The sequence below is a fragment of the Coprobacillus sp. genome, from assembly GCF_984815275.1.
Genome location: NZ_CFJNYH010000031.1, coordinates 1 through 25,993 on the forward strand (window position 1 = coordinate 1; position 25,993 = coordinate 25,993).

Annotated in this window: 30 protein-coding genes and 1 other annotated feature; of the genes, 5 read left to right on the forward strand and 25 right to left on the reverse strand. The window is 30.8% G+C overall.

All coding sequences use genetic code 11. The features are described 5' to 3' along the window. Nucleotides 1-64 precede the first annotated feature (64 nt). Nucleotides 65-877 carry an RluA family pseudouridine synthase gene (locus tag AC5M21_RS11375; RefSeq protein ID WP_237713663.1) on the reverse strand — a complete coding sequence of 271 codons (813 nt, stop codon included), beginning with the start codon at nt 875-877 and terminating at the stop codon, nt 65-67. Between the two features lie 13 nt (nt 878-890). After that, the gene (locus AC5M21_RS11380; protein WP_008788138.1) at nt 891-1,667 is read right to left on the reverse strand and encodes an NAD kinase; all 777 of its coding nucleotides are present in this window, start codon (nt 1,665-1,667) and stop codon (nt 891-893) included. A 78-nt stretch (nt 1,668-1,745) separates the two neighbouring features. Here AC5M21_RS11380 and AC5M21_RS11385 point away from each other — a divergent pair, with 78 nt between their 5' ends. Next, the gene (locus AC5M21_RS11385) at nt 1,746-2,318 is read left to right on the forward strand and encodes a CYTH domain-containing protein (protein ID WP_008788137.1); all 573 of its coding nucleotides are present in this window, start codon (nt 1,746-1,748) and stop codon (nt 2,316-2,318) included. 13 nt (nt 2,319-2,331) lie between these two features. On the opposite strand, the gene AC5M21_RS11390 is transcribed toward AC5M21_RS11385, so the two are convergent. The 6 genes from AC5M21_RS11390 to AC5M21_RS11415 are packed head-to-tail and all read right to left on the reverse strand — an operon-like array spanning nt 2,332 to nt 6,731. Further along, a complete protein-coding gene (locus AC5M21_RS11390) occupies nt 2,332-3,207 on the reverse strand; it encodes a YitT family protein (protein ID WP_008788136.1) in 876 nt (291 codons plus the stop codon). Further along, nucleotides 3,204-3,944 (reverse strand): copper homeostasis protein CutC, encoded by a 741-nt coding sequence (locus tag AC5M21_RS11395; RefSeq protein ID WP_008788135.1) that lies wholly within the window; start codon nt 3,942-3,944, stop codon nt 3,204-3,206. The genes AC5M21_RS11390 and AC5M21_RS11395 overlap by 4 nt, the downstream gene beginning before the upstream one ends. Before the next feature lie 11 nt (nt 3,945-3,955). Next, entirely contained in the window at nt 3,956-5,062 is a 1,107-nt protein-coding gene (locus tag AC5M21_RS11400; protein ID WP_008788134.1) for a Sapep family Mn(2+)-dependent dipeptidase, read from the reverse strand. 1 nt (nt 5,063) lies between these two features. Beyond that, nucleotides 5,064-6,020 carry a glycosylasparaginase gene (locus AC5M21_RS11405; RefSeq protein WP_008788133.1) on the reverse strand — a complete coding sequence of 319 codons (957 nt, stop codon included), beginning with the start codon at nt 6,018-6,020 and terminating at the stop codon, nt 5,064-5,066. A gap of 44 nt (nt 6,021-6,064) precedes the next feature. Further along, on the reverse strand, nt 6,065-6,388 hold the full coding sequence (locus AC5M21_RS11410) for a PTS sugar transporter subunit IIB (RefSeq protein ID WP_008788132.1): 324 nt from the start codon (nt 6,386-6,388) through the stop codon (nt 6,065-6,067). A gap of 13 nt (nt 6,389-6,401) precedes the next feature. Further along, entirely contained in the window at nt 6,402-6,731 is a 330-nt protein-coding gene (locus AC5M21_RS11415) for a PTS sugar transporter subunit IIA (protein WP_008788131.1), read from the reverse strand. A gap of 181 nt (nt 6,732-6,912) precedes the next feature. Here AC5M21_RS11415 and AC5M21_RS11420 point away from each other — a divergent pair, with 181 nt between their 5' ends. Both AC5M21_RS11420 and AC5M21_RS11425 read left to right on the forward strand, forming a co-directional pair. Then, nucleotides 6,913-8,655: a M3 family oligoendopeptidase gene (locus AC5M21_RS11420; RefSeq protein WP_008788130.1), complete on the forward strand. Its 1,743-nt coding sequence runs from the start codon at nt 6,913-6,915 to the stop codon at nt 8,653-8,655. Further along, nucleotides 8,652-9,560, forward strand: a complete 909-nt coding sequence (locus tag AC5M21_RS11425) for a dipeptidase (RefSeq protein ID WP_008788129.1) — start codon at nt 8,652-8,654, stop codon at nt 9,558-9,560. Before AC5M21_RS11420 ends, AC5M21_RS11425 begins: the two co-directional genes overlap by 4 nt. Before the next feature lie 682 nt (nt 9,561-10,242). Here AC5M21_RS11425 and AC5M21_RS11430 read toward each other — a convergent pair. The 8 genes from AC5M21_RS11430 to spx all read right to left on the reverse strand — a co-directional run bounded on the left by AC5M21_RS11430 (nt 10,243) and on the right by spx (nt 18,172). Continuing rightward, complete coding sequence (locus tag AC5M21_RS11430) at nt 10,243-11,334, reverse strand: M42 family metallopeptidase (protein ID WP_008788128.1); 1,092 nt, start codon at nt 11,332-11,334, stop codon at nt 10,243-10,245. Between the two features lie 10 nt (nt 11,335-11,344). Then, a complete protein-coding gene (locus tag AC5M21_RS11435; protein ID WP_008788127.1) occupies nt 11,345-12,397 on the reverse strand; it encodes a M42 family metallopeptidase in 1,053 nt (350 codons plus the stop codon). A gap of 92 nt (nt 12,398-12,489) precedes the next feature. Then, the gene (locus AC5M21_RS11440; protein ID WP_008788126.1) at nt 12,490-13,011 is read right to left on the reverse strand and encodes a GrdB-related putative oxidoreductase; all 522 of its coding nucleotides are present in this window, start codon (nt 13,009-13,011) and stop codon (nt 12,490-12,492) included. Further along, nucleotides 12,989-13,342, reverse strand: coding sequence for a PTS sugar transporter subunit IIB (locus tag AC5M21_RS11445; RefSeq protein ID WP_008788125.1), 354 nt, complete (start codon nt 13,340-13,342; stop codon nt 12,989-12,991). The genes AC5M21_RS11440 and AC5M21_RS11445 overlap by 23 nt, the downstream gene beginning before the upstream one ends. A 252-nt stretch (nt 13,343-13,594) precedes the next feature. Beyond that, a complete protein-coding gene (locus AC5M21_RS11450) occupies nt 13,595-14,959 on the reverse strand; it encodes a PTS sugar transporter subunit IIC (RefSeq protein ID WP_008788124.1) in 1,365 nt (454 codons plus the stop codon). An 89-nt stretch (nt 14,960-15,048) separates the two neighbouring features. After that, complete coding sequence (locus tag AC5M21_RS11455) at nt 15,049-15,651, reverse strand: RDD family protein (RefSeq protein ID WP_008788123.1); 603 nt, start codon at nt 15,649-15,651, stop codon at nt 15,049-15,051. After that, nucleotides 15,651-17,567, reverse strand: coding sequence for a BglG family transcription antiterminator (locus tag AC5M21_RS11460; RefSeq protein ID WP_008788122.1), 1,917 nt, complete (start codon nt 17,565-17,567; stop codon nt 15,651-15,653). The genes AC5M21_RS11455 and AC5M21_RS11460 overlap by 1 nt, the downstream gene beginning before the upstream one ends. A 143-nt stretch (nt 17,568-17,710) precedes the next feature. Then, nucleotides 17,711-18,172, reverse strand: coding sequence for a transcriptional regulator Spx (gene spx / locus AC5M21_RS11465; protein WP_008788121.1), 462 nt, complete (start codon nt 18,170-18,172; stop codon nt 17,711-17,713). A gap of 103 nt (nt 18,173-18,275) precedes the next feature. Then, nucleotides 18,276-18,476 (forward strand) — a binding site (T-box leader). A 37-nt stretch (nt 18,477-18,513) separates the two neighbouring features. Here spx and trpS point away from each other — a divergent pair. Beyond that, nucleotides 18,514-19,503: a tryptophan--tRNA ligase gene (gene trpS, locus AC5M21_RS11470; RefSeq protein ID WP_008788120.1), complete on the forward strand. Its 990-nt coding sequence runs from the start codon at nt 18,514-18,516 to the stop codon at nt 19,501-19,503. Nucleotides 19,504-19,549: 46 nt separating this feature from the next. On the opposite strand, the gene AC5M21_RS11475 is transcribed toward trpS, so the two are convergent. From AC5M21_RS11475 to AC5M21_RS11495, 5 genes are all read right to left on the reverse strand, one after another. Next, nucleotides 19,550-20,086: a CDP-alcohol phosphatidyltransferase family protein gene (locus tag AC5M21_RS11475; RefSeq protein ID WP_008788119.1), complete on the reverse strand. Its 537-nt coding sequence runs from the start codon at nt 20,084-20,086 to the stop codon at nt 19,550-19,552. Nucleotides 20,087-20,107: 21 nt separating this feature from the next. Next, nucleotides 20,108-20,854, reverse strand: coding sequence for an alpha/beta fold hydrolase (locus AC5M21_RS11480; protein WP_008788118.1), 747 nt, complete (start codon nt 20,852-20,854; stop codon nt 20,108-20,110). A gap of 149 nt (nt 20,855-21,003) precedes the next feature. Continuing rightward, on the reverse strand, nt 21,004-21,324 hold the full coding sequence (locus tag AC5M21_RS11485) for a hypothetical protein (protein ID WP_008788117.1): 321 nt from the start codon (nt 21,322-21,324) through the stop codon (nt 21,004-21,006). Further along, the gene (locus tag AC5M21_RS11490; protein WP_008788116.1) at nt 21,321-21,785 is read right to left on the reverse strand and encodes a helix-turn-helix transcriptional regulator; all 465 of its coding nucleotides are present in this window, start codon (nt 21,783-21,785) and stop codon (nt 21,321-21,323) included. The genes AC5M21_RS11485 and AC5M21_RS11490 overlap by 4 nt, the downstream gene beginning before the upstream one ends. Before the next feature lie 89 nt (nt 21,786-21,874). After that, nucleotides 21,875-22,441 carry a hypothetical protein gene (locus AC5M21_RS11495; protein ID WP_017144128.1) on the reverse strand — a complete coding sequence of 189 codons (567 nt, stop codon included), beginning with the start codon at nt 22,439-22,441 and terminating at the stop codon, nt 21,875-21,877. A gap of 222 nt (nt 22,442-22,663) precedes the next feature. Here AC5M21_RS11495 and AC5M21_RS11500 point away from each other — a divergent pair, with 222 nt between their 5' ends. Further along, nucleotides 22,664-23,503, forward strand: a complete 840-nt coding sequence (locus tag AC5M21_RS11500) for an undecaprenyl-diphosphate phosphatase (RefSeq protein WP_008788114.1) — start codon at nt 22,664-22,666, stop codon at nt 23,501-23,503. A gap of 102 nt (nt 23,504-23,605) precedes the next feature. Here the strand turns inward: AC5M21_RS11500 and AC5M21_RS11505 are convergent, their stop codons facing one another. The 4 genes from AC5M21_RS11505 to AC5M21_RS11520 form a co-directional block, all read right to left on the reverse strand. After that, a complete protein-coding gene (locus tag AC5M21_RS11505; RefSeq protein WP_017144127.1) occupies nt 23,606-23,956 on the reverse strand; it encodes a hypothetical protein in 351 nt (116 codons plus the stop codon). After that, entirely contained in the window at nt 23,925-24,302 is a 378-nt protein-coding gene (locus AC5M21_RS11510; protein ID WP_008788112.1) for a RidA family protein, read from the reverse strand. Before AC5M21_RS11510 ends, AC5M21_RS11505 begins: the two co-directional genes overlap by 32 nt. Nucleotides 24,303-24,382: 80 nt before the next feature. Next, a complete protein-coding gene (locus AC5M21_RS11515) occupies nt 24,383-25,141 on the reverse strand; it encodes a MurR/RpiR family transcriptional regulator (protein WP_008788111.1) in 759 nt (252 codons plus the stop codon). Next, nucleotides 25,131-25,898 carry a MurR/RpiR family transcriptional regulator gene (locus tag AC5M21_RS11520; RefSeq protein ID WP_008788110.1) on the reverse strand — a complete coding sequence of 256 codons (768 nt, stop codon included), beginning with the start codon at nt 25,896-25,898 and terminating at the stop codon, nt 25,131-25,133. The genes AC5M21_RS11515 and AC5M21_RS11520 overlap by 11 nt, the downstream gene beginning before the upstream one ends. Nucleotides 25,899-25,993: the final 95 nt, after the last annotated feature.

A 25,993-nucleotide genomic window follows, 5' to 3' on the forward strand; every position in this document is an offset into this window, starting at 1 on the left:
TTGAATTTTCTTCAAAGAAATGAAATATGTGAATAACTTTTGATTTTGAGAAAAATGAGATTCTCTATTTACAAGATAATCTCATTTTCTTTATAACCTTTATTTGTTTTGTTATGGGATGCACAAAAGCAATCATTATACTTTCTAAATCAAAAGTCCCAGGTTTTCCACCATATAAAAGATCTCCAATTAAGGGATGACCAATAGCAGCCATATGTACTCTAATCTGATGAGTACGCCCTGTCTCTAAAATACATTCTACTCTTGAAATCCCATCAGAATATTCTAAACAACGATAATAAGTCCGTGAATCTTTCCCATTTTCATCAATAATTCTACGCATATTTTGACCATCTTTATGAATAGGTAAATCAATGACACCCTGTTCAACCTGACCCTCAACATGTGCCTGATAACGGCGATAAATATGCTGAATATTTTGACACATCATATCATGAATTTCTCGATATTTAGCAATCATCATCAATCCAGCAGTATCTTTATCTAAACGATTCACAAAATGAACAGTAGAATCTAATTCAATTGAATGGTAATAATAACTTAGTGCATTGGCTAAAGTTTGACAAGGATGTGATCGGGTTGGAAAACATGCCATCCCTTTTGGTTTATCAACGATCAATAAAAAATCATCTTCATAAACAATATATAAAGGTACATTCTCTGGAATAATCTGATTATCTTCTGGTGGATATATGAAGACAACATAATCACCTTCATTTAATACATATCGTACAGTTTGATGTTCCCCGTTTACAAGAATATCTCCACATTGTTTAATAACCTTCAAAGCTTTTCTACTTATATGATGCTGATATGCAAAATCATCAATACGTAATTGATGATTTTCCTTAGTCACTATCAACTCTCTTTTATACATCTAAGAAAGCCCTTTTTAATCTTTCCATCAGACTTACACGTTTAAATTGTGCAAATCTTGCGTATTGTGCAGCAATCTTCACATCTACATACTCAACATCTCTTAAGTCAAAAACAAGATGATCAATACCTAATACAGCATTTTGGAAATTCTGAGATTCAAAATGAATTGTATCATTTTTATCCAGAATTAATGATGAACCAAGAGAACGATAAGCATTATGATGAATTCCAGCAATTTCACTTAACTGCATAATCCCAGCACCAGAACAGACAACAGCCCCACCTAAAGATTTATTATATGCAGTTGATCCAGAAGCTGTTGAAACACATAAACCATTTCCTCTAAAGGTTTCTAAAAACTCATCATTGATATATACATCAAGAACTTGAGAACGCATATTATTCTCTAATCGCAATTCATTTAATGCAATATAAGTATCTTTATTTGTCATTACATCTAAAAGATGACGATTATAAATATGATAATCACCCATTTTTATATCAGCTATTAAATCTAAATACTCTTCTTTTTGATAATCTGTTAAAAATCCTAATGTTCCAGTATGAATACCTACAAATGCAACTGTATCAAGTTGATGTCGATATTGATGGACACTGTGCAACACTGTTCCATCACCTCCAACTGTAATCACAAGTTCAGGATTTTTTTCATCATAACTCATAAATTCATTTAAATGGCTTTTTAAAGACTCTGCTAAATTTTCAGATAATATATCCTGTTTATTTATAATTGCATATTTATGCATAATAATCACCCACTTTTCTTTATTATATATTAATTGAAATTTTAATCAATAAAAGATACAATGAGTCTGGTGATAAATATGAAAGAACATATAGAAATAGAATACAAAGTGTTACTTGATCAAAAAACATTTCAAACATTGCTTAATCATTATCCTCATTACCATGAGTATATCCAAACAAACTATTATTTTACACATCCGCTCTTAAAACAAAAGAAATATATGTTAAGAATTAGAGAAAAAAATAATAACTATGAAATGACTCTCAAAAGACCTCTTGATAGACATCACTTAGAAAGCAATATTAAATTATCTGAAAAAGAAAAAGATGCTTTTTTCAATCAACACTATCTTGATAATGAAGTAATAAATATTTTAAGAAAAGAAGGCATAGATCCATCTACATTACAACAACAATTTTCACTGACAACCCATCGCTATGATATCGAATTAAAAGAAGGGATGTTATCATTAGATGAAAACACATATCTACAGCAAATTGACTATGAATTAGAATTTGAAGTTCATGATCAAAGAGAAGGTTATGCAAAGTTTTTAGATATCATTAAACCATTTGGAATCGAATACACATCAAACTGTCCTAGTAAAATACAAAGAGTTTATATGCAATTAGAAAAGTTGAAGCTTTAAGACTTCAACTTTTTTAATCTATAGGCGCTTGGTAAAAACCTCCAAAGAAATTCTCTGTTTTTAAAACATTAACAATGACTTTAGGATCAACTTCTCGCATCAGATCAATAATATCCTGAACTTCATAACTAGATACTACTGTATGTAAAAGATTCATTGGTTTTTGACTATATCCCCCCATTGCATCAACACATGAAATACCATGACGATACTGTTGTACATAAGCATTAATAACTTTTTGAGCATGCGTTGTTGTGACTTGTAAAGTAACACGTTCATAACGATGATAGAATGAATCAATTGTACGTGTAGAAATAAACTGAAAAAGAATTGAATATCCCGCATGTTCCCATCCAAACATAAAACCAAAAATAATTAAAATAACTGTATTAAATAAGAAAACATATTCCCAAATTGCTTTTCCTTTCTTATTAGAAACATACAAAGCAATAAAATCAGTTCCTCCAGTTGAAGCATTTCCTCTTAAAGCAACGACTGTCAATAAACCATATGCAAAACCACCAAAAGCAATATTTAGCAAAACATCATCAAAGATGGGAGAAAAATGAATAACTCTTAAAAAGAAACTCGCTAAGAATACTTCTAATAAAGAAAAGAATGTAAATTTTGGGCTAATACTTTTATAACAAATCATTGCTACTGGGACATTTAACAAAATCATTCCTAAAGAAGTTGAAAAAGAGAACCCTAAATATGTAGATGTAATTTTTTCAATTAATAAAGCAACACCAGTAAATCCACTTGAAAGAAGATCAGCTGGTTGAATAAAAACTTGAATAACATATGCTTGTAAAAAAGCAGCAACAATAACACAAACAAATGTAATTAATAATTTTATTCGTTTATTTTTTCTTAGATTTCTTATCATAAACTATTCACAATCTTCTCCACTAATTCTTGACTAACCACATCATAATCCATTTCATGAGGCTCATCAGCATATCCAAAAGTAACATCATAACATTGAGTTGTAGGATCATTGACCCAATCTTTACAAGAACTATGAACTTGTGTAATTCCAGTATAATTCATCAACTCTAATGCATTACAAGCATTGATTCCACTTCCTGCCAAGATTTCAATTTGATCACCATATTTCATTTGTAAATCTTTAATCAATTCTTTGCCTTCCATTGCTTTTGGTTTTAAACCACTTGTTAAAATACGTTGAACTCCCATATCAATTAATTTCTCAATAGTTTGATAAGGATCCTTAACGCAATCAAAAGCACGATGAAAAACAACTTCACCATCAAATTCTTTAATGATATTAATAATTTGCTGAGTCTGTTTAACATTAACATGACCATTTTCATCTAAACAGCCAAACGCAATGCCATCAGCCCCATGTTCCATCATTAAGACTGCATCATTCTTCATGACCTCAAATTCATCATCTGTATAATGAAATCCAGCACCTCTTGGTCGTAACATTGTAATAACCTTTAACTCAGTATTCTTCTTAGTTAAAATAAGAGTTCCTAAACTTGGTGTTAAACCACCTAAATAAAGACCACTATTGAGTTCAATCCGTGATGCTCCGCCACGATATGCATTTAATGCATCTTCATAACTACCACAACAAATTTCAATCATTCTTTCCATGTCTTGACCTCCTATATGTTTGCAAGATAATAGATACCAAGAGCGTATATTTTTGCATTTGTTATAATATCCTCAACTCTCATCCATTCATTTGGTTGATGACCAATTCCTTTTTGGCCAGGAAAACTAGGTCCAAAGGGAACAATATGAGGCATTAATTTTGCATAAGTTCCGCCTGTTGTTGTCACAGGAGTCCCATCTTCATTGGTTATTCTTTCATATGCTTGTTGTAAACATTTCACCATTGGGCATTCTTTATCAAAACGAACTGGTTGATAATGATGAACACAAGTCACTTGAAAATCTTTGGCTTTGTTTTGAATGGTTTGAATCATCTCTGTAAGAGAAACACTTGCTGGATAAGAAAAAGTCACTGAAAATATCATTTGATGATTTTCATGTTTCAATTGATAATTACGCATCTCATTCATTCCAAATTCCTCATCTTGGTAATCCACACCTAATCTTTCACCATTAGGTTTTGCATTCATAAAATAAGTATTCACAAAAGCTAAGAATTCATCCAAATTCTTTTCATCAGTTGCAATTTCAATAACTGCTCTCCCACGTTCGCCATAAACAACAGGATATTTACAATCAGGTGTCCATCCCATAACAGGTGGTTTTTCATAATGAAGATAGTATTCTAAATCCTCAAATCCTGATTCTTCGTCACAACCAAAAATAATACGAACTGGTTTCTTTAATTCTATCTGTAATAATTTTAACGCATATAAAGCATATAAACAACTTAATATTGGTCCTTTATTATCTAAAATACCTCTTGAATATATAATGCCATTTTCTTCATAGCCACTAAAAGGTGGATGTTTCCATCCTTCACCCTCCTCAACAACATCTAAATGACCAATAACTCCTATATAATCTTCACCTTCGCCATACTGAGCCCAGCCAATATAATGATTTAAGTTTTTTGTTTGAAACCCTAATCTTTCAGCCAACTTCAAAGTCTCTTCTAAAGTTATAGCAATATCTTTCCCAAATGGTGCATCCTTTGAAGCTAAAGACTTTACACTTGGATAACGTACAATTGTTTTAATATCTTCAATCATCGCTAAAGAGATATCTTCAACCTGTTTAATAATTTTCTCTTCCATATTATTTTTCTTCTAAGGGAGCCATTCTTGTTTTCATATAGTTGTCTAACCATTCTTGACTTGCTTCTTCATGCTGGCATTTCCCATCAACACGCTTTGTTAAATAAACAATAGGTTTTTGTAAAGCTGTTGCGACTGCAAAAGAAAAGCCTTCAATATTGGTAGCAACGCCCCACTCTCCTTTATTATTCATAGCAATTAATGAAAGATCTCCAGCACTCCCTCTTCTTTCTATTAATGTTTTTTCTAAATCATTAACTGCTTTTTCACAAGCTGCTTGGGGATGCATTCCTTCTTTCATTAAACGAACAATTTCATAAGAAATACACCCCTTCATTAAGTCTTCACCTAATCCTGTTGCACTTGCTCCACCAACATGAGAATCTACATAAAATCCAGAGCCAACAATTGGAGAATCTCCAACACGCCCTTTTTTCTTCATAAATAATCCACTTGTAGATGTTGCTGATGTCATCTTTCCATTCATATCTAAACAAACCATACCAACTGTATCATGTCCTGCATAAGGCTTAATTGTTTGATTTTGAACTTCTTTAACACGATTTTTATAATGAATCTTTGCACGTTTTGTAAGCATATTCTTTCTTTCAAAACCTTCTTGATGAGCAAATTTTTCTGCTCCTTCACCAACCAATAAACAATTCACTTTTTCTTTTGATAATCGTTTTGCAATAGAAACTGGATTAGCAAAGTCCTTAATAGCAGCAACTGCTCCAATATCAAAAGTATCTCCATCCATAAAAGCAGCATCTAATTCCACTTCCATATTTTCATTAGGAAGTCCACCATAACCTACTGACTTATAATATTCAAAATCCTCTACTGCCCTAATTGCAGTTTCAATTGCTGCTCCAGCATCACCATGATTTTCTAAAAGTTCACTTGCTTCACTAATACCTTCTACAGCCATACGCCAAGTTGCGATAATACCCCACATGTTTTTAACCTCCTTTAACAAACAAAACTGAGAATATCCCAGTTTTATTTTTTTGCTTTCTTCATTTCTCTAATTGCTGTTTTTAATACTTTTTCACCATCCATCAAACCATAATCACTTGAATCAATGACTGTAATAGGTTTTCCGTTTTGACCATAACGATCAACTGTATCTTGTAATAAATATTTTACTTGAGGTCCCAATAAAATGCAATCAGGATTTTTTGATTCAATAATTTCTCCTAATGTTCCAATTGGAAAAGCCTTCACTTCAAATGGTAAATTATGTGCATTAGCAACATCTTGCATATTTTGTGCCAACAAACTTGTTGACATCCCATTACTACAAAATAAATAAATTTTTTTCATTTCATTATTCCTCCTATAATATCTTTTTTTCTAGATCAAATATTCTCTGATAACAAACATTCATCTCTTGAGCAAAAACCTTAACCTGCTCTACTGACATGACTTGATCTTGTGCATGAATAAGTAAAAGATGATAATCATTTAAAATCCCATTCACTTCTTCTTGAGTCAATTGATTTTGAATACTATAAATTTGTGAAAACATATCATCACCTTGACAAATCAACTCTTTTGCCTTTTCAAAATCATTATGTCTTGCTTCTTTAATCGACTTCATATAACTTGCTTTCGCTTCTCCAACAATTGAAATCATTAAGAAACATTTCTTTACTGATTCATCCATTCCTTTCACCCCTTATCAAATCCATACTTATTGTACACTTGTTTACTGATTTCTTCTTTTAACTGTTTTTCCTAGCACTTAGGAAAAATATACTTATGTTATTTCCTAATGATTAGGAAGAAGATTTCAATAATATAAATATCTTTTGATTTATACTTATATTTGCAAAGGAGGAATATCTATGAATTATAAATGGTCATTAGATGCATTATATAAAGATTACCAAGATATCTCATATAGAAATGATTTTGCTATATATAAAAAATTACATTCTGATATGTCTAATTATATACAAACAATGAGTACTAGTGAGTTATCAGTCAAAACAGGTTTACAACTATTAGAAAAAGAATATGACTATGGATATCGTTTAAAAATCTATTCCCAACTCATACAAGCAATAGATTCACAAAACAAAAAAGCTATATCTGAATTACAAAAAATCTCAACATTACAATCATCAAATATACAACTCATAGAAACCATTCAAAGACATCTTGGTTCTCTCACAATTGATTCTAATGATGAAATGATTTTAGATTATCAATATTATTTACATAGATTAAGTGAAAAACAGAAATATACATTAGAAAATTCACAACAAGAAATTCTTTCAAGTCTTTATCCTTATACACTTAAATCTATGAGTGATATGTATTATCATTTAACATCAACAGCACATCATACATGTTTAGGTAAAGATATGACATTAACACAAATTAAAAATCTCTGCCATCATCCAAAACAAAGCACAAGGAAAGAAGCATTTCTAAATGAATTAGCTTGTTATAAAACAATTGAACAGCCACTCTCATTTGCTCTTAACAATATCAAACAACAACAATTATATATATCAAAACAAGAAGGCTACAAAGATCCTTTAGATAAAATGTTAAAAGAAAGTGATATGCAAATAGAAACATTGGAGGCTATGATGTCATCTGTTGAAGAGTATTTGCCAATTTTTCAAGAGTTTCTTTATACCAAAGCTAAGAAATTAGGTCATCACAATGGTATGCCATGGTATGATATTTATGCAACTATTGGTGAATGTCATTATTCCTTCACGATTGAAGAATGTGAAAATATCATTTTACAATACTTTAAAGAAGTCGATAATTCTTTATATCAAATGACATTGCAGGCATTCGCAGAGAAATGGATTGACTATCCAAGTACTAAAGGTAAACAAGGAGGAGCTTTTTGTGAAAATTTAGCTTGGATAAAACAAAGTCGACTAATGACTAATTACAATTCAACATTAAGTGATGTTGTAACAGTGGCACATGAATTAGGTCATGCTTATCATGGTCATATGATTGAAAATCAACGCCCATTAAATCGTAAATACTGCATGCCACTTGCTGAAACAGCTTCAATGTTTAATGAAAATATTATTTATAATTCATTCTATCAAAAAGCTGATCAAAATAACAAACCAATCATATTAGATATTCAACTTTCTGCATTATGCCAAGTCATTTGTGATATTTATGCAAGATATACTTTTGAAAAATCAGTATTTAAGAATATTGAAAAAGGATTTTTATTTGCTGAAGATCTGAATCAATTAATGCTGCAGGCTTTAAAAAAAGCTTTAGGTAAAGGTCTTGATGAGAAATACCTCCATCCTTATCGCTGGATTACAAAAGTGCATTATTATATTCCAGATATAGCTTATTATAATTTTCCATATACATTTGGTGCCTTATTTTCAAGAGGTCTTTATACTATGTATCAAACAGATCAAACATTCTTTACAAATTATCAAAATCTTCTACGTGCATCAACAACACATAGTGTTGAAGAAACTGCTGCAATAGCTGGAATTGATTTAACAAAGAAAGATTTCTGGCAACAATCACTAGCCTCTATTCAACAACAAATGCAACAATTTTTAGATTTATTGGAGGAAACAAAATGAAAATCTGCAATCTCCATGATGATATTGGAACTGATATTTATGAGCATCGATATGATGATCCTCAACGTTTAGATAATTATCATTATCCTAAAATGAAAGCTGGAGAAATAAAAATGACAGCTCTTGTTTGTTGTTTTACAGGACAACAAACATATAAAGAAATGCAAGCACAAGTTCTTTATCTTGAACAACAAATTGAACAAAGTCTTTATTTTTCATATGATAATTCTAAAGATATACAATGTTTTATCGCATTAGAAGGCTTATGCGGTATCCAAAGTGATGTGACAAGGAAGATTCAATGGTTATATCAGCATCATGTAAGACTAGCTGCTTTATGTTGGAATGATGATAATGCATTAGCATGCGGAGCAAAAGCTGGAAATAAACCTTTAACCGATTTAGGTAAAGAATGTATTATAGCAATGAATGATATCAATATGGCAATTGATGTTTCACACTGCTGTGAATGGAACTTTTATGATATTGCCAGAATTTCTAACAAACCTATTGTTGCAACTCATAGTAATGTGAAAGGTCTTTTCAATCATTATCGCCATTTAAGTGATCCTTGTTTAGAAGTCTTGTATTCTCAAAATGGGCTCATCGGGGCTATTCCAGTTCGCTGGTTTGTTACAAGAGATGAAACGAAACAAACTCTAGATGAATTCATAAATATCATCGATTATCTTAAAAACAAAGTAGGTATTAGACATATTGCTTTAGGATTTGATTTTATGGATTATATAGATGATGCTCCTTGTATGGTTGAAGGTTTAGAAAGTATTGCCAATGCACAAAATGTTGTCAAAAAATTATACGATAGAGGTTACAGTGAAAACGAGGTCAAAGCCATCTGCTTTGATAATGCTTATCACTATATATTACCTTATTTGAAATATTGAAATGAGAACCTCCCTTTCTCATATAAAAAAGACTGTCATGTGTTTATTATTTGAACATACAAATAATAAAGTTCACTTTAATGACAGTTTTTTTTATTAAAAATTTGGATGTGTCAGAAAATAGTTTCATTATACTTGCTTAAAACTAACAACACATAAGATCATAAATCATCATGAAACAAAAGAAGAGTTATAGTTGAAAACAGTGCGACTTACAAACAATAGAAATTATCTGGTAGACAGATTGATAAAGATTTTAACATTATTTAAAGATTGAGACTATTGAAAGACTGAAGGAAATTTTAGTTTTAAAAGAGGAAGAAATGTTAAAGGAGATGATCGCTAACAGATTGCTTGAATGACATGAAGAAATAAAAAACACATTTATCAAGTTGCTGAAATGATTTATGCTAATGAAACACTATGAGCAACATATGCAATACAAAGATTTCAAGATGCTTTAAGAAAACTGTTTATAAATTGGCACATAAGCTCAATAAAAACAATGTGATAAACTCTTACTGCTTAGAACTTACTATTGCTTTTTAACAACTATCATTTTTATTCCATTCTATTATTTTTAACTAAGAATATTGCATGAAAACAAAAAAGTCATATAACTATTATGTTCAATAGTCTTATGACTTCCTTTTTAATTATTATTTTACTCTTAACATTTAATTTATCTAAATTGTTGATCCAACGCTCTATATTTATCCCAATCTAATCTGCGACACAATTCTGCAATGGCTTCAACAGTTTGAACATAATCTTTACGATGAATAATTAAACGATGAGAATGCATATAACGAGTTGGTATACTCAATGTCATACAAATGATCCCATCATACGCTTTATGGATATTATCAGCATCTGTACCACCTACTGTCATCATATCATAATTGATATCTAAGTTTAAATCATGACAAATTGCTTCCATTTCTTTTAATAATGCTTTATGTCCAATAATTCCAGCATCCATAATGCTTAAAACAACACCTTTTCCAAGCTGAATTGTTCCTTGATCAGCTGGTGTATCCATTGCAGTTGTGACATCTAATGCAATTGCAATATCAGGATGAATCAAATTGGCGGCTGTCCTCGCACCTCTTAAACCCACTTCTTCTTGTACTGTTCCTACAGCATAGACGTCTGCTGTAATATCATCATTTTGAATACGTTCTAAAACTTCAATAGCAGCTGCTGCACATAAACGATCATCCCAAGCTTTTCCCATTAAATAATTTGGATTATTCATCACTTCAAATTGTGTATCAGGAGTTATCATATCACCTATTTGAATACCTAAATCTAATACTTCTTGACGATTATCCACACCTAAATCAAGAAATAAATCAATTGGTTTCATAACCTTTTCTTTGACTTCCTTTGGTAAACCATGTGGAGCACTGCTCCCTACAACTCCATGATATCTCTTTCCAGTTGCTGTTGTCACATAAAGGGTTTGAGCAGGCAAAACATGACCCCACCAGCCTCCAACTGGCAACATATGTATAAATCCATTCTCATCAATATCTCTAACCAAAAAACCAACTTCGTCCATATGACCTGCAATCATAATCTTTGGACCCAAATGTCCTTTCTTAAGACCAATAATCGAACCCAAATGATCATATGTAATTTCATCACATATTGGTGCCATATATTTTTTCATAACTCGACTAACTTCTTTTTCACATCCTGATATGCCATGAGCTTCGCTCATTTCCCTAATTAAATCTAAATTGATATTTCCATAAGGTTCTTTAGCCATATATTTACCTCTATCTATTTTCTTCTTTAAACATTTGAATTTTTGACTCATCAAGAGAAGTGAGAATATGAATGATTGCCTTTTTCGCATTCATATAGTCCCTTAAATCTATCATTGACTGACTTGTGTGACCACCTCTTGCACAAATACATGCACTTAGTGTTGGGCAACCAGAAAACAATTTATGTATCCATGCCGAATCGGTTTGACCCATATTATAGAAATATTGATAAGGAATATTATTTTTTTGACAAGTTTCTACAAGTTCATTTAAAAGAGCACGATTAGGCATCATTCCTTTATCATAATAACGAATCAATATACCTGCACCTAGTTTACCAATTTCATTATCTTTTCCCTGATAATCATCTGCAAATGAACAATCCATAACAATACCCATATCTGGACGAATCAAGCCAGTTGCTGTTGTCGCTCCACGCATTCCCACTTCTTCTTGAACAGTGGCACCTATATATAAATCATAATCCAATTCAACATCTTTTAAAGCTTCTAAAACCTCAACAGCCATAACACATCCATAACGATTATCCCATGCCTTAGAAAGAATACGATTTTGGTTCAAAACTGTAAAAGGACCATCTAATACTGCACTATCACCAATACTCACCCCCATTGCTTCAACATCTTGTTTTGAAGTCGCTCCAACATCAATAAACATCTTTTTATCATCACACACTTCTACATCTTTTAATGAACAACCAATTGTTCCTGGCACTTCTTGTCCATCTTGTTTTAAAACACGAACACGATGTGAGAGAAGAACTTGATTATCAATGCTCCCAATTTTTATAAATTTTAATAGGCCATTTGTAGTGACTTCAGTAATCATTAAACCCACTTCATCCATATGGCCACATACCATGACCTTTTTTGCATTTTCTTTTTGACTTTTTTTAATTGCAAATAAACTTCCTAAATGATCATAAATCAGTTCATCACAATAGGGTTGTAAATATGATTTTAATAATTCAGAGACATATCTTTCATCTCCAGCAATTCCAATGACTTGTGTTAATTCTTCCATTAATTTTAAAGTATCCATAACATACCTACCTTTCATTATTATTATAATTCTTAACAGACAATAACTTATGTAAGTTTCTTTCCTATTAAACGGAAAAAAAGAACATGCCTTTAATAAACATGTTCTTTAACAAACGCCATTACATCTTCTTTATTGACTAACATTTTTGTAAATGTAATCATATTTGCTAATGCTTGATTTAAACCTGTCCCACCTTTTTTAGGCATCTTAAGAATATAGACTTTATCTTTATAATCAGAAATAGCTTTTTCACATTCTTTTGACATCATAGCAAATACTGGTATATCTGTATGTTCATGAATCGTTAAAGCTGTTTTTGCTGCCATGACTCCATATTCAGCATAATTAAAACATGGTCCACAAATGACTACATCTGGCTGAATTTTCTTAGCCATAGCTGCAAACTTTTTAGAAACAGTTTCTGGGTCTTTCATAAATGTTCCATTTCCACAATATAAAGTTCCAACAATCTTACCACCAGCATCCTTTAACTGTTTTTCAAACATATTGCATGAACCAATTGGCATCATCTTTCCACCTAATGCTAAATCAGCACTCTCTTTTCCTCCTAACCCAGACTGTGTTTGATCAAATATCATCAATACTTTCATTTTTCTTCTCCTTATTTTCCTGCATTGCCAGAAGTGCTTTCTTTAAGACTTTGTCACTGTTTAACATTCCATAATCTTCTTGTGAAATCATTATAATAGGAATATTTAAATGACTGAATCTTTGTCTTGTTTCTTCTAACAAATACTTAACTTGAGGTCCTAGAAGAATAGCATCTGGTAGTGCCCATTTTTCAATAACACTTGGTAATTTACCATGAGGATAAGCCACAATTTCAACTGGTAATTTGTGTTTATTGGCACAATCCTGCATCATACTTGCCAATATACTTGTGGACATTCCCTGACTACATAACAAATATATCTTCTTCATAGTTCCTTGTTCTCCTTTATTATAGTTAAAATATTATTTTTATCTTTCAAATTCTTTTCCTAATATTAGGAAAAAATTCTTAATTGTTTCTTACTCATATTAACATAGACACAGCTACCCATTGGAAGAGTCACCATTGGTATCGTATATCTAAAACCCATATTACATATAACCTTACTCCTTTTTTAATCATTATAACATAATTTATTATCAGAAGACCAAAAAGCTATAGCCAAACTATAGCTTTCATTTTTATAAATCCGAAAGATCTAAATCATCAAATGAGATATCTTCTTCAACATCATCTTCGGCTTCTAATTCTTCTTTGAGATATTGTTTATCTAGAGCTTTAATAAATGGGAAATATACAACACACCCTAAAGCCAATAACAAGAATTGCCATAATGCTGCAATTGGATCTCCTGTTGATAGCCATCCAGAAAAACCAATTGGTGTTGTCCATGGTAAATTAACTCCAGTTGTTTTTGGTATAATATGCCAAAGTGTTGCACAGTAAGATAATATTAAGTTCATCATTGGTACTAAAATAAATGGAATGGCAATAATTGGATTTAATACAACTGGTAATCCAAAGATAATTGGTTCATTAATTCCAAAAATACCTGGAACAATACTTAATCTTCCTAATTGTTTAATACGTTGAGATTTACAGAACCCTAACATAACAATGACTAATGATAAAGTTGAACCACCACCACCAAAATTGCAGAAGAAATTAGAGAAAGGATTTGTAAAAATATGAGGCAATGCCTGTCCTGCTTCAAATGCAACCTGCTGCTCAATAGTTAAAACATTTCCAATAAAGTATACAGAGTTAGCAACTGCTGGTCCATTAATTCCAAAGAACCATAAGAAAGTACATGCAAATGAGTAAATAGCATTTGCTGCTAAAGTATCTCCCATACCTTTCAATGGTGTTTGTAAAATCTCTAACACAAATTGATGAGCTGTACCAAATGAAGTCATTCCAAATAGAATACGTACCAAGAAGAAGATTGTCATAACGAATGCACTTGGTACTAATGCTGCAAATGAATCACAGACAGCTGGTGGTACACCTTTAGGCATCTTAATTGTCCAACCCTTTTTATAAACCCATGTAAAGATTAAAACTGAACTAAGAGCACACACAAGTCCCATAAAGATACCATCTGCTCCGATATATCTAAATGCTAAACCATTAATACCATTTTCAGCAGCATCACTGCCTTCTAGTAAACTAACACCTGGAATAGATGCTATACTTGTGTTTGTTAGAATAACAAAAGCAACCAATGACACGACTGCCCCCTGAATTTTATCACCTTTTAATTCTCTAGCGAATGCATAACCAGTACCTACACAAGTCAGTAGCCCAGTCATATTAAAAGTTGCCCTTGATACATTTGTGAACCATGTTCCCCAGTTTTCCCCAAATACACTTGCCATCATTTCATCCCAGCCTGGTATTGGGAAGTTAGCGATTAACAAGAAGATTGACCCAACAATCAATAATGGAGTTGTGATTAAGAATCCATCACGGATAGCGATTAATACTCTATTTTTACCAAGTTTATCAGCAATTGGCATTAATACGCTTTCTAGTTTGTTAAACATAAATTTTCCTCCTTTTAAAATCTATCTCCATTATAGCAACTAAATTTATCTAATTTTTCTAAAAAATCTTCCTAGTATATAGGAAATATTTAATCTTCTACAACAATTGATAATTTTGTTCCTGCAATATAATCATGGAACATTTTACGTTTTGGTGAAGCACAAGCCCAAAGCATTGATAGGGCTGTTATGATACCAAAAACATAAACATATATATCATTTAAGTCTTTCCCTATGAAAATATTAATCATTTGATGAAAATAACTTGAACTTGCTGCAATATATCCTTCAACTATCATGACACCAATTGCCTCACGTTTCAAAAGAGTTATAAAATCAACATAACTATCATCCTCTTTCACAACTTGAATGTTCATAATCTTTTTAGCAAAAGTTTGACCAGGATAAATTTTTAAAGGTACAAAAATAAAATAAGCCAAATAGATAATAATTGCCATAATTCCTGCTAATATGCTATATGGATAAGGAAGTTCTGTAATATTTTGTGTAATTTCTAGGTCTTGAAAAAAGATAGAATATATTAGCACAACTGGAATACCAGCCAACATACTGGCAGCATACCAATCAATAATATATGCAAACAGTCTTTTAAAGTTATTTACAGTGGTTGGTTGAGATTGAATCATTTTTTTATTCTGGAAAGCAGCATAATTGATTTTTGGTTTTTTCATTATTTTTTCTCCTTTGTGATTTTACAAATAAACTCATTATAGTCTCTAGATTCTAGTAAATCAGAAAAATGACCAGCCTCTCCAATCGCCTGACTTAACCAATCAAAAAACATCTTTAAAACTTCATGATCACCTTCATTGATAGCTAATAAGATAACCAATTTAACTTTAAATGAACCCCAATCAATCGGATTCTTTAACAGTGCTACTGATACTGTAGGTGTATTGACATAATCTCCAAAAGAATGTGGTGTAGCAAATGAATAAGCAAAAGATGTGGGTGACATTTCTTCTCTTTTTAAAACACCTTTTTTAAAGAATTTATTCACAACACCTCCGCTATACAATTCATCACATAAATATTCAATAACTTCTTGTGAACTTCGTTTATCTAAATCAACATAGAAGTATTGTGGATTGATAAGTTGTGATATTTTTTGATTAAAGACTATTTGAAATCTTTTCTTCTCTAATTTAGACAAAGCTTGGAAGATGATTGATTCGTCCTCATTGTTAATAAACATACTCACTTGAATAGTGAGAATATCTAATTCATGTGAAAGTGGTGTCATAGTAATTAATAAATCTGGATTTAAAGCAAGAACTTTTGCCTCTTCAAACAATGGTAATGTCTCAACAATTTCTAATCGCTCACTAAAAGTTGATTCTACTTTTTTTTGCCCTAATGTTGAAAAATTTTGATCATAAGGAATGATCATCACAACCTTAAATTTACTATTTCTATTTAGTCGTTCATAAGCAGCACCAAAATGCAAAGCAATGAAACCCATTTCTGATTCATTAATATGAATATTCAAACACTCTTCTAAAGCATTTCCAACTGATACCCCCATTTCAAAAACAAGAGGATAATTCCTTTTAATATCATGAATAAAGAGATTATCAGCATTTATATTTTGTTGATATCTCTCAATCAATCCTTGTAAATGCATTTTTAATCCTGCCATAAAATCTTCATCTTCATGAAATTGAACATGCAATTTCTTTTCAATTGGTGTAACAACATTTTGTAGTAATTCATCTATATCAATATGATTCTCATCAATAAAAAGATGTTTAGGTTGATATTGTCCACTCTTATTAGAAAATAATAATGCCAATAAACATATTTCATCTTCATGTATCTCAATAGGAATGAATTCCATAAGTCTTTCAAAATACTCACTTGCAATTTTATATTCAATACTTTGTAACAAAGCCTGATTTTTTCTTTCTGTTGTATAAAACTGACAGTTTAACATTCTTTCGATACTTATACCAACATGTAATATTAACATTGGAAACATTGTTTCTTTAATAACATATTGATGATTTTTAAGTACATTTACAAGAATATCCGTTGCTTTAACTAAATCAAAGTCTTTATAAAACATTGCCAATTTATTTAAGTTTAAAAAATTCCCTTGTGTTTCATTTGATAGCAGTTCTTTATATAATTTTCTCTTCTCTATTTCATCGCCCTTTAAATATATATAATTCTTAGAACGAACTAATTTCAGATGAGAATATTTTTCCAATGTTTTACGTACTTTCTTGATATCATTTTCAATTGAATACCCACTTACATATATATCTTCTTGTAAGAAAGTGAGATTAATACCTTCTTCATGAATTAATAACTGTTGAATTAAATATGTACATCTTTGAGCTGGAGTTTGAGGAATATCTTTTGGTGTTTCAATATATATCTGATTATATTTATCTATATTTAAGAAGTAGCCCATACGAATATTCGATTGAATGAGTTCCTCTTGGAAATTTTTATTTATTGCATCAATATCTGAACGAATTGTACGATCTGAGACTCCTAGCAGTCTAGCAAGTTCTTTACCTGTAATCCATTCTTTATTTTCATAAAATATAGAGATAATCCTCTCTTGTCTTTTATTGAGCATACAATATCCCTCTCTTTCTTGCAAATTATAACATTATTTTTTCTGATACTCTTATATCTTTATTTCCTAAGTATTAGGAAGTGATTAACACTTTCATCATTTCATTTCCTAAATAAAAAACAGGCAGAGTATACTCCGCCCAGTTATTCGCATCTTTCAGGACAGTCTGCCTGTTGATTTTTATAATATTCAGTTTTGATATCTGTAAATTGTGGACAGAAATCACTATTGTCACACTCTTGCAACCTTCTTAATTCTCGTGGAATAAATGCTCTTATTTCTTCGGCATTATACCCAACTTGGAAACGTCTTTCATCAATGATGATTGGTCGTTTCAATATTGACGGATTCTCTTGAATAAAATGAATCAATTGGTTGACTGACATATCATCTAAATCAACTTGATTTTCTTTTATAATTTTAGATCTTTTAGAAATAATATCATCTGTACCATTCTCACTTCTTTCTAAAAGTTCTCTTAATTCTGTTTCTCTTAAAAGGGTTGAAAAGATGTTTTTTTCTACATAAGGGATTTGGTGTTCTTTTAACCAAGCCTTTACTTTACGACATGATGCACAACTTGGTGCTGTATATATTCTAATCATAGTATCAACTCCTTGCATTTCATATTATACATCATTTTGTTTATTTATGAAATTCTTTTTTGATAATCTCTTGATTTTTAATTCAAAGACTTCTATAATGACAATAAAGACAAAGAAGGAATGGAGTAATTTATGTAACATGTTGAAAGAGAACTTGTGGTTGGTGCAAACAAGTCATGAACATAAATGAATTGGGATTCTGGAGTTATAGATGGCATCAGTCATTTATCGTTAATCGCGTTAAGATGAAAGTGCATATCAAATGATATGAATAAAGGTGGTACCGCGTTCAAACGTCCTTTTTGTAAGGATGTTTTTTTATGTTAAGGAGGAACTAAATAATGAAAAGAATGTTAAGTGGAATTAAACCAACAGGTCGTGTGACTTTAGGAAATTATATTGGTGCTATAAAACCATTTGTTTCTTATCAAGACGAGTATGAGATGTTTATCTTTATTGCAAATTTACACTCTATGACAATTTATCAAGAACCAAAGGAACTCAGACAAAATACAAAAGATTTGATTGCTCTTTATATTGCAGCAGGGTTAGATCCAGAAAAAGTGACTCTCTTTTTGCAATCAGATGTTTTAGAACATGCACAACTTGGTTGGTATTTAGGATGCATGGTATCTATGGGAGAATTATCTCGGATGACACAATATAAGGATAAAGCATCTAAAAACGAAGTTATTGGTGCAGGTATTTTCAATTATCCTTCACTTATGAATGCAGATATCCTGATGTATGACCCTGATTATGTGCCAGTTGGGGAAGATCAAAAACAACACGTAGAACTATGTAGAGATGTTGCTGAGAAATTCAATTCACGTTATAGTGAAACTTTTAAACTTCCAGAGCCATTAATTGCAAAAGTTGGTGGAAGAATAATGGATTTACAAAATCCAACAAAGAAAATGTCTAAATCGGATGAAGCTGGTAAAGGTACAATTTATATTCTAGATGATATAAATGTTTCAAAAAAGAAAATTAAATCAGCTGTTACAGATAGTGATGGGTATATCCATTATGATCCTGAAAACAAACCTGGTATTTCTAACTTGCTAGAGATTTACTCAATTATATCTGAACGTTCAATTGATGATATTGAAAAACAATATGATGGTAAAGGATATGGTGAATTTAAAACTGATTTAGCTGAGATTGTAGGAGCAGAACTTGAGAAAATTCAAGCACGTTATAAAGAAATTACAACAGGAAGCTATTTGGATGATGTTCTAGAAGCTGGAGCCAACAAAGCAAGACCTATTGCAAGAAAAAAACTTGCAAAAGTAGAAAGAAAAATAGGAATTACTATCAAGAAGAAATAAGGAATCGTAAAAAACGATTCCTCTTTTTATATCCTATATCCATGATTTACTTTTCTCGTTCCCATAAACCTTTTCTATCTCTTATCAATGTTTTACATTTCATCATCATAATCATATCCTCAATCATTGATAACGTTGCTAAAACACTTGCAATAATCATATAAACATTTAATCCAAGACATAAACATAGTATTGGAAAACTCCATAAATATAACCCTGTTATTTTATTAAGAACAGTATGATGAAAAACAAATTGTCGATATCGATAAAAACCAATTACAATTGTTATCATCCGACCTATCGATATCATAACAAGAATATCTATCATCCATTCTTGCCACTTGAAAAGTGGAACAAAAATAAACATTGATATACATATAAAAAATAGGTCTGCAAGACTATCCAGCAATGTTCCAAAATCACTTGCAACATGTAATCGCCTTGCTAGATAACCATCACAAATATCACTTAATCCACACAAAAAATAAATAAGTAAAAAGAATGGTGAGAAAGGTTCAATTCCTAACAACATGCCTGATAATAAAATTCTTAAGCTTGTTATGATATGAGGAATCTTCGCCATACTCTCACCTACTCTTTCTTATCATATAAAGTCTTTCACAATTTGTGCAACCTCTTCAGCACGACTAAGAACAGTTGGATGTTGACCATCTTTAAACAAATATGAACTCCCATGCATAACATCTTTGAGGATATCATCAAATTCATCTTTGAGATTTTGTCCTAGCATTTCATCATTAAGACTCCCAATCAGTAAAAGTGGATTTTTTATACTCTCAAATGAATCATGAAAAAGCGGTTCTTGTGATTGTGCTAATGAAACAAGTGATCTTGTATTCGCCTCCACAACCGACAACCAATCTTCACCCTGACACCATTCATAAAAAAGTTTAGCATCTGCATCTTTTATAGAGAAATTCCTTTCAGCCAGCAAATCATCAGCAAAACCTTCTCTTAAAGTTCTTCCATCAAAACTATCAGCAATCACCTTTCCAATAAGTTCTGGTTTTTTCATAACAACATGAAGTGCAACATATGCCCCTCCACTTGTTCCTAAAAGATGAACTCTATCATAAGATAAATGTTCCAATAGAGCAATTGTCTGCAAAGCTTGATCTTCCCATAATTGAATTGGGAATTCTTTCACTCTATCTGATTGTCCATTCCCTAAAAAATCTATCAAAATGCATTGAAAACAATCTTGATATAAAGGTAAAATCATCTCAAACATCTTTGATGATGCTGTATCTCCATGAAGGAATAATAATGGTTCTCCTTCCCCTATAACCTGATAAAAAATATTTTTTGATTGATATTTAAAATATGACATCATTGTCCTCCTAATCTTTTCTTTAACTGTTATGATTAGCAAGACTTATTACACTTAAGCCTTGCTTAGTGCAATAACATCCATATACCCATATAATCAACTCCTTTTTTCTATTATAACAATCAAAAAGAGAAACAGCAATACTATAGCTATTTCTCTTTAATTTCTTTGATATCTTTAATTTGTGATATTCTTATGACTTTCTTTATTTCCTTTTTAGATTTTTGAATGACAATCATCAGCCATTCATCATCATAATCTTGAATAACCCCTATTGTACTATAAGCAATATCAATCATCCATGATGGCTCTTGTAAAACTATTTCACATCTTTGATGAACAAAATCCTTCAAGCGTTCTTGTATTAAAATGACTTCTTTCACATCCTTTTTTGTCGTTGTGGGTGCTTTCACAACACGTAAAATGTTTAAACAAACCAAAAGAATAATAATCAATAAAATCTCTATCATATCTTTTCCTCCACAACTTCAAAACCATTCACTGTTGCCAAATCAACTAGTTTTGTCACAGTTTCCTTTTTAAACAATGAACCTGCACTCTTTCTTTGATATTGAATTTTAATCCAATCCTCATTCATATCAATAATTTTAGCCTTAGGAGTCGTTGTTGTATCAAACAATAACGAACCATCACTACATTCTAATATACATGTTTGTCCAACCAAAGAAAACAAAGCATGCAGATCTTTCTTTGCTTTCTCCTTAATAATAACCTCTACATCATTCTCAGTTAAATCATCTAAACTCACATTATAGAGATTAGCAAGCATTCTCGCTTTATCTAAAGTTGGAATTCCTTGATCACTTTCCCAATTAGAAATAGTCTGTCTTGTCACTGAAATCAAATCAGCTACCTCTTGTTGACTATATCCATGTTTTTTTCTTAATCGCATTAATTTCTCACCTAACATAATTAACCTCCAACATATCTATATTATAAAGAAAAAAGACATAATTGCCTAGCAAATCTCTTTAGCAATATGTCCAATTCTTTTCACATTTAACGCTTTTGTATCAATTCACGATACAATAATTCATGTAAAGAAGAATATCCTTTTTCAATCTTATGCTTTAAAGCTAAATATTGTTCACTTGGACCTTCTTCATGGATATTTAATTGTTCACATAATTCTAAAAACAGTTCATAGTGAACAACAAAGATTTCATCAATTACCTCTTCAATACAAATCTTTCTCATTCTTTCTTGCCTTGTTAATCCAAATTCCTTTTCGTATGCTTCTTCAAGAATACGATATTCAAAATGAGTATAACCCACTGTCTTAATAATTTCATTAATAATTGTTCTTTGTGATAATAGAACTGTTCCTCTTCGACGAATATTTTGATCCCTTGTCTCTATGACTACACTATATTGACCATCACCTACAACAAAAATACTATCTTCTATTCCTTCTAAAACCATTTGACAATAAATAAAATCATGTAATTGTTCTTGACTCACACGATAAATCGGCAAATAGTGGAATTCTTCATAACAGTCATCATCCTGCCACTCATAGGGTTCTAACAGTTCTTCATCGTCATACACCATATTCACTAAAAACATAAACAACCCCCTATATTTCATTTTATTCTAGTATTCCTTAAAAATGCGTTATTATAATTCTTTCTATATTTTTTTAATAAATTCATATATAATATATGTATATGATAAAAATAGGAAATAACTTACAATTTTGAAAGTCATTAACTTAAAAATGTAAGAATCAATTATGGTTAGATGTTTATTTTCTATATATACTATAGATAGGAATAAGGGGGAATCAATATGGAAGTCTTACAAAATATAATTGTTTATGCTATTTTAGGAGCTATTCAAGGGTTTAGTGAACCAATTCCTATCTCAAGCAGTGGACATTTGGTTATTTTTAAAAATATCTTTGAACATTTTGGATGGAATTTTCCTACCACTGATATCACTTTTGAGGTGCTTGTCAATACTGGTTCTCTATTAGCTATTATGTTCTATTATCGAAAAGATATAGCTAGATTATTTATGTCTTTTTTTGGTTATATGTTCAAAGCAGAAAAACGTGATGAACTGCTTCCAGATTTTAGATATTGCATGCTGTTGATTGTTGCAACAATTCCCGCTGCTATTGGTGGTGTATTGTTTAATGATTATATTGAAACTGCTTTTTCTAATGTAAAACTGGTTGGTGGAACCTTATTAATTACTGCTGTTTTCTTAATGCTTATTCATAAATATGGTTATAAAGGAAAACGCACAAAAAAGAAATTGAACCTATGGGATGCATTACGTATGGGTTGTTTCCAACTGATTGCTTTACTTCCTGGTATTTCAAGGAGTGGATCTACCATTACTGGTGGAATGCTTGGAGGCTTGGAACAAAAAACAGCAAGAGACTTTTCTTTCTTTATGTTTATGCCTGTCAGTTTAGGGGCAATTATTCTAAAGATCAAGGATTTTGTAGCCAGTCCAACACTAGCAACTCTATGGTTACCTTATTTGATTGCTTTTATTGTAAGTGGTATTGTCACATACCTAGCATTACAATTATTATTCTCATTCTTAAACAAACGTAAAATGAATTATTTTTCTATTTACTGTTTTGTCATGGGGTTATTTGCACTCATTGTTCTTTAAGAAAGATGACTTTAAGGTCATCTTTTTAGTTATAAAGAAAAGGAGTTCATTTTAACCCCTCATACATGCAATAAATAATGTTGTAACTTTTTTAAATATATTTTATAGTAAAAAATAATCTTGTTTATGTTTTTGAAACATTTCTTGGGACTTTGTTTTAAGTCCTTTTTCTTCTAATAAATGAATATATGAAATATCTTTTTCTGCTAAATAATCTAAATTAATCCATTTGCATTGATAATCTTTTTGATTATGTGTTGGAAACAACAAAGAAGATTCAAATACAATTGGATTTTTATATTTATGATTCTTACGACTCATTCGTTCTAAATCGCGAGAACTTTTCAGAATAATTTCATAATGCCCATCAGCATAATATATGCGGATATATCCATTATAATTTTCTATTAAAATAGCAATTCTATGACTTAACTGCGATAACTTCAACTTCAATAAGAGCTCCTTTTGGAAGTTTAGCAACCTCTACAGCACTTCTTGCAGGATATGGTTCCACAAAATATTCAGCATAAATTCCATTTACAGTTACAAAATCATCCATATTATCTAAGAAAACAGTTGTTTTCACAACATTAGAAAAATCCAAACCTTGACTTTCTAATAATCCTTTGACATTATCCAATGATTGTCTTGTTTGTGCTTCAATTCCTACAGGCATTTCTCCAGTTGTTGGATTTAAAGGGATTTGCCCAGAAAAGAAAATCATATTTCCCATATCAATACCTTGACTATATGGTCCAATAGCACCTGGTGCTTTATCTGTTTTTACGGCTTCTTTCATTATATATTCCTCCTTAACATATTCTTATTATAACAAATATTTATATCCTCGACTATACTCCTTTTGGCAAATTAATAGTCTTATTCCCCCTTAAGAGAACAATACTCTAAATATCGTAAAAATAACATATTCACAATCAAGAAAAAGTGCCCAGTACAACAATAGCTTTTATCTTGAAATCCAGTATGAAAATAACTTGTCTTAAATCCAATAAATTCATCTACATGCAAAGATAAAAGATTTTGATTGTCCATTGCAATTCCAATAGTTGAGATATGCATTTTTTCTAATACTTTTGACAAGGTGACAATTGTTTCATTATCTCCTGATAAAGAAATTAAAATAAACAAGTCATCTTTTGAAGCATTATTTAGTACTGTATCAAGTTCACTTCTTCCTTCAATAACATGCATAATTTTATGACGATAAGCAAATTCACGATTAAATTCCTGGGCAGCATGAAATTGCACTTCACCCGTACTATAAATATAAATACGTCGTGCTTCATCAATCAGTTTAAGAACTTGATCCAAATCCTTATTCTCCATAATATCCAGTGTTTCTTTTAATTCATCAGCAACTTTATGCATAATTTGACTATCAAAATCAAATTGTTTTTTCATACTCCATTTCAAATGAATCTTTAATTCACTATATCCATCTAAACCTATCTTTTTACAGAAACGAATAATACTTGTATGAGAAACATTACATGTTCGAGCAAGTTCTTGAATAGACATTTTTTGGCAATCACTTTTATGATGATAAATATATTGCCAAATATATAAGTCATTTTCGTTCAATTGATCATAATGACTATTTACCATCTCATCTAACATCACTTGTCATCTTCCTTTCATGATAATCTAAATACTTTACAAGTATAAAATCTATTAAAATAAAATAATTAACTAAACCTTCATGTCTTGGTCCTAAAGGATTTAATAAATTAGGAACTTCAACATAAAATGATTCATTTGCAATATGTGATAATGTATTATCTTGAGTTGCAGTAATCGCAATAATAGGAACACTTTTTGCTTTGAGTTTTTTAGCAAATTCTATAATTTGTTTGTTTTCTCCAGAATATGAAACCATGATAATCATATCACGGCTTGTCATCATTTCTTCAAATGCATAAGTCTCATTCATAGAACGAATTGTAAAAAAGAGTTTTCCAACTTCTAAAAATGATCTCTTAATTTCTGCAGCAACATTATTTTGAATACTCCCACTTCCATAAACATATGCATTTTCTGCCTGATCAATAATTTCAATAACATGGGTGATATCTTTCTCTTTAATTTTATCCATAAAATTGTGATATGTCTGATAAACCAATTCTAGCCCTGTCTGCTTATGCTGATATGTTTGATTATCAATACGTAGATAAACCTTAAGCTCAGTATATCCTTTTAACCCAAGTCTTTGTGAAAAACGTAAGATTGTTGTTCTAGAAACATGACAATGATTAGCTAAGTCATCAATGGATAATTTTTCACATTCTTTACGATGAGCACTAATGTATTGCCAGATATAGAGATCATTCTCATTTAAGCGATTATAATTTTTATTAATTAACTCTTCTAAGCGCATTGTCATTCCTCCCACTTATTTCCATTATATCATAAAGATTTGTACATATATATGTCATTTTTCATCAAAAGAAAAAGCAAGATACTTTCGCTGAT

Excerpts from the sequence above, each read along its gene's own strand:
- AC5M21_RS11495 (WP_017144128.1), bottom strand. The coding sequence starts at position 22,441 with ATGTTTTTAGTGAATATGGTGTATGACGATGAAGAACTGTTAGAACCC.
- AC5M21_RS11435 (WP_008788127.1), bottom strand. The coding sequence starts at position 12,397 with ATGGATACTTTAAAATTAATGGAAGAATTAACACAAGTCATTGGAATT.
- AC5M21_RS11450 (WP_008788124.1), bottom strand. The coding sequence starts at position 14,959 with ATGTTTAACAAACTAGAAAGCGTATTAATGCCAATTGCTGATAAACTT.
- AC5M21_RS11425 (WP_008788129.1), top strand. The coding sequence starts at position 8,652 with ATGAAAATCTGCAATCTCCATGATGATATTGGAACTGATATTTATGAG.
- AC5M21_RS11385 (WP_008788137.1), top strand. The coding sequence starts at position 1,746 with ATGAAAGAACATATAGAAATAGAATACAAAGTGTTACTTGATCAAAAA.
- AC5M21_RS11500 (WP_008788114.1), top strand. The coding sequence starts at position 22,664 with ATGGAAGTCTTACAAAATATAATTGTTTATGCTATTTTAGGAGCTATT.
- AC5M21_RS11455 (WP_008788123.1), bottom strand. The coding sequence starts at position 15,651 with ATGAAAAAACCAAAAATCAATTATGCTGCTTTCCAGAATAAAAAAATG.
- AC5M21_RS11405 (WP_008788133.1), bottom strand. The coding sequence starts at position 6,020 with ATGTGGGGTATTATCGCAACTTGGCGTATGGCTGTAGAAGGTATTAGT.
- AC5M21_RS11420 (WP_008788130.1), top strand. The coding sequence starts at position 6,913 with ATGAATTATAAATGGTCATTAGATGCATTATATAAAGATTACCAAGAT.
- AC5M21_RS11395 (WP_008788135.1), bottom strand. The coding sequence starts at position 3,944 with ATGGAAAGAATGATTGAAATTTGTTGTGGTAGTTATGAAGATGCATTA.
- AC5M21_RS11430 (WP_008788128.1), bottom strand. The coding sequence starts at position 11,334 with ATGGCTAAAGAACCTTATGGAAATATCAATTTAGATTTAATTAGGGAA.
- AC5M21_RS11490 (WP_008788116.1), bottom strand. The coding sequence starts at position 21,785 with ATGTTAGGTGAGAAATTAATGCGATTAAGAAAAAAACATGGATATAGT.
- AC5M21_RS11410 (WP_008788132.1), bottom strand. The coding sequence starts at position 6,388 with ATGAAAAAAATTTATTTATTTTGTAGTAATGGGATGTCAACAAGTTTG.
- AC5M21_RS11445 (WP_008788125.1), bottom strand. The coding sequence starts at position 13,342 with ATGAAGAAGATATATTTGTTATGTAGTCAGGGAATGTCCACAAGTATA.
- AC5M21_RS11510 (WP_008788112.1), bottom strand. The coding sequence starts at position 24,302 with ATGAAAGAAGCCGTAAAAACAGATAAAGCACCAGGTGCTATTGGACCA.
- trpS (WP_008788120.1), top strand. The coding sequence starts at position 18,514 with ATGAAAAGAATGTTAAGTGGAATTAAACCAACAGGTCGTGTGACTTTA.
- AC5M21_RS11415 (WP_008788131.1), bottom strand. The coding sequence starts at position 6,731 with ATGGATGAATCAGTAAAGAAATGTTTCTTAATGATTTCAATTGTTGGA.
- spx (WP_008788121.1), bottom strand. The coding sequence starts at position 18,172 with ATGATTAGAATATATACAGCACCAAGTTGTGCATCATGTCGTAAAGTA.
- AC5M21_RS11480 (WP_008788118.1), bottom strand. The coding sequence starts at position 20,854 with ATGTCATATTTTAAATATCAATCAAAAAATATTTTTTATCAGGTTATA.
- AC5M21_RS11400 (WP_008788134.1), bottom strand. The coding sequence starts at position 5,062 with ATGGAAGAGAAAATTATTAAACAGGTTGAAGATATCTCTTTAGCGATG.
- AC5M21_RS11485 (WP_008788117.1), bottom strand. The coding sequence starts at position 21,324 with ATGATAGAGATTTTATTGATTATTATTCTTTTGGTTTGTTTAAACATT.
- AC5M21_RS11460 (WP_008788122.1), bottom strand. The coding sequence starts at position 17,567 with ATGCTCAATAAAAGACAAGAGAGGATTATCTCTATATTTTATGAAAAT.
- AC5M21_RS11475 (WP_008788119.1), bottom strand. The coding sequence starts at position 20,086 with ATGGCGAAGATTCCTCATATCATAACAAGCTTAAGAATTTTATTATCA.
- AC5M21_RS11515 (WP_008788111.1), bottom strand. The coding sequence starts at position 25,141 with ATGTTAGATGAGATGGTAAATAGTCATTATGATCAATTGAACGAAAAT.
- AC5M21_RS11520 (WP_008788110.1), bottom strand. The coding sequence starts at position 25,898 with ATGCGCTTAGAAGAGTTAATTAATAAAAATTATAATCGCTTAAATGAG.
- AC5M21_RS11380 (WP_008788138.1), bottom strand. The coding sequence starts at position 1,667 with ATGCATAAATATGCAATTATAAATAAACAGGATATATTATCTGAAAAT.
- AC5M21_RS11390 (WP_008788136.1), bottom strand. The coding sequence starts at position 3,207 with ATGATAAGAAATCTAAGAAAAAATAAACGAATAAAATTATTAATTACA.
- AC5M21_RS11440 (WP_008788126.1), bottom strand. The coding sequence starts at position 13,011 with ATGAAAGTATTGATGATATTTGATCAAACACAGTCTGGGTTAGGAGGA.